We start from the raw sequence: 854 nt of genomic DNA, 5'->3' as shown, positions 1-854 counted from the left end.
GAAAACGAAAATCCGAGAACTTTTACCTACTGTAGCTAATTTATCCGAAGCCTTAGATCAAGCTGTTTTATCAATGTCGATTTAAATAACTATATTAAAGGATCTATTGTTTTTTTATCCCAGATGTGTAGGGGATTATCTTTTTCTCGAATAGGTAGAGATGGAAAGCTTAGTAAAGTCTTATCTATTAGATTCGATATAAATAGGGTTTAATTATTCTGTAGACAAGAATGGATATGATACAAATGCTTATCAGAAGTGCAAAACTTACAAAAGGCACTCCTATCATATATAAACGATATTTTATGAGCACTTTAGCTAAAGCAAGTTCTCTTATTTGGTTTAATATTAGGAAAGAAACACCAGTAGCAAGACAGCTATTTAATACTTTAAATTTGGTGGGAACAAAACTAGATAAAAGGGTAGGAGGCTGCAAAAAAGGGTCAGGGGTTTCAGGAAAAAAATATTTAAAAGCAATCGCTTGTGTGTCGTATGTTAGGCAGTACAAAAAATGACAAGCTAAAGTATTGGAACAAGTAAAGGTTTTAGAGCAGAAAGGAAAGATTAAAGCAGGTCCAACAAGTCTAAGAATACTAACCATAAATAACACCTAAATTTCATTATTATACCTTAAAATAAGATATCTTTTCAATTTTGAAGCACAGAAAAATTAAAAAAAAATAGGCAAGCGATGAAAGAATCTCTATTATCAAAAGTTGGCAAAAAAAACCAAAAAGTTTTAGAATTAACCCACTCCATCATGCTTAGAGCCTGTTTAAAATCTTCTCATTAAGGTATAATGATAGTTTTCATAAAACCTTTGGAGGTAGTTATGACCCGCTCTTATCCAAGCG

The 854-nt window shown here is 31.6% G+C and carries 1 protein-coding gene; it reads left to right on the top strand.

Translation table 11 applies throughout. The features are described from left to right. Window positions 1-305 precede the first annotated feature (305 nt). Window positions 306-515, top strand: a complete 210-nt coding sequence (locus tag RHOW815_RS08385; protein ID WP_215217818.1) for a hypothetical protein — start codon at window positions 306-308, stop codon at window positions 513-515. Window positions 516-854 lie beyond the last annotated feature (339 nt).

Source organism: Candidatus Rhabdochlamydia sp. W815 (assembly GCF_018642185.1).
Taxonomy (GTDB): Bacteria; Chlamydiota; Chlamydiia; order Chlamydiales; family Rhabdochlamydiaceae; genus Rhabdochlamydia; species Rhabdochlamydia oedothoracis.
The sequence above is the reverse complement of the archived record's forward strand: the minus strand, read 5'-3'. Positions and strand labels throughout refer to the sequence as shown.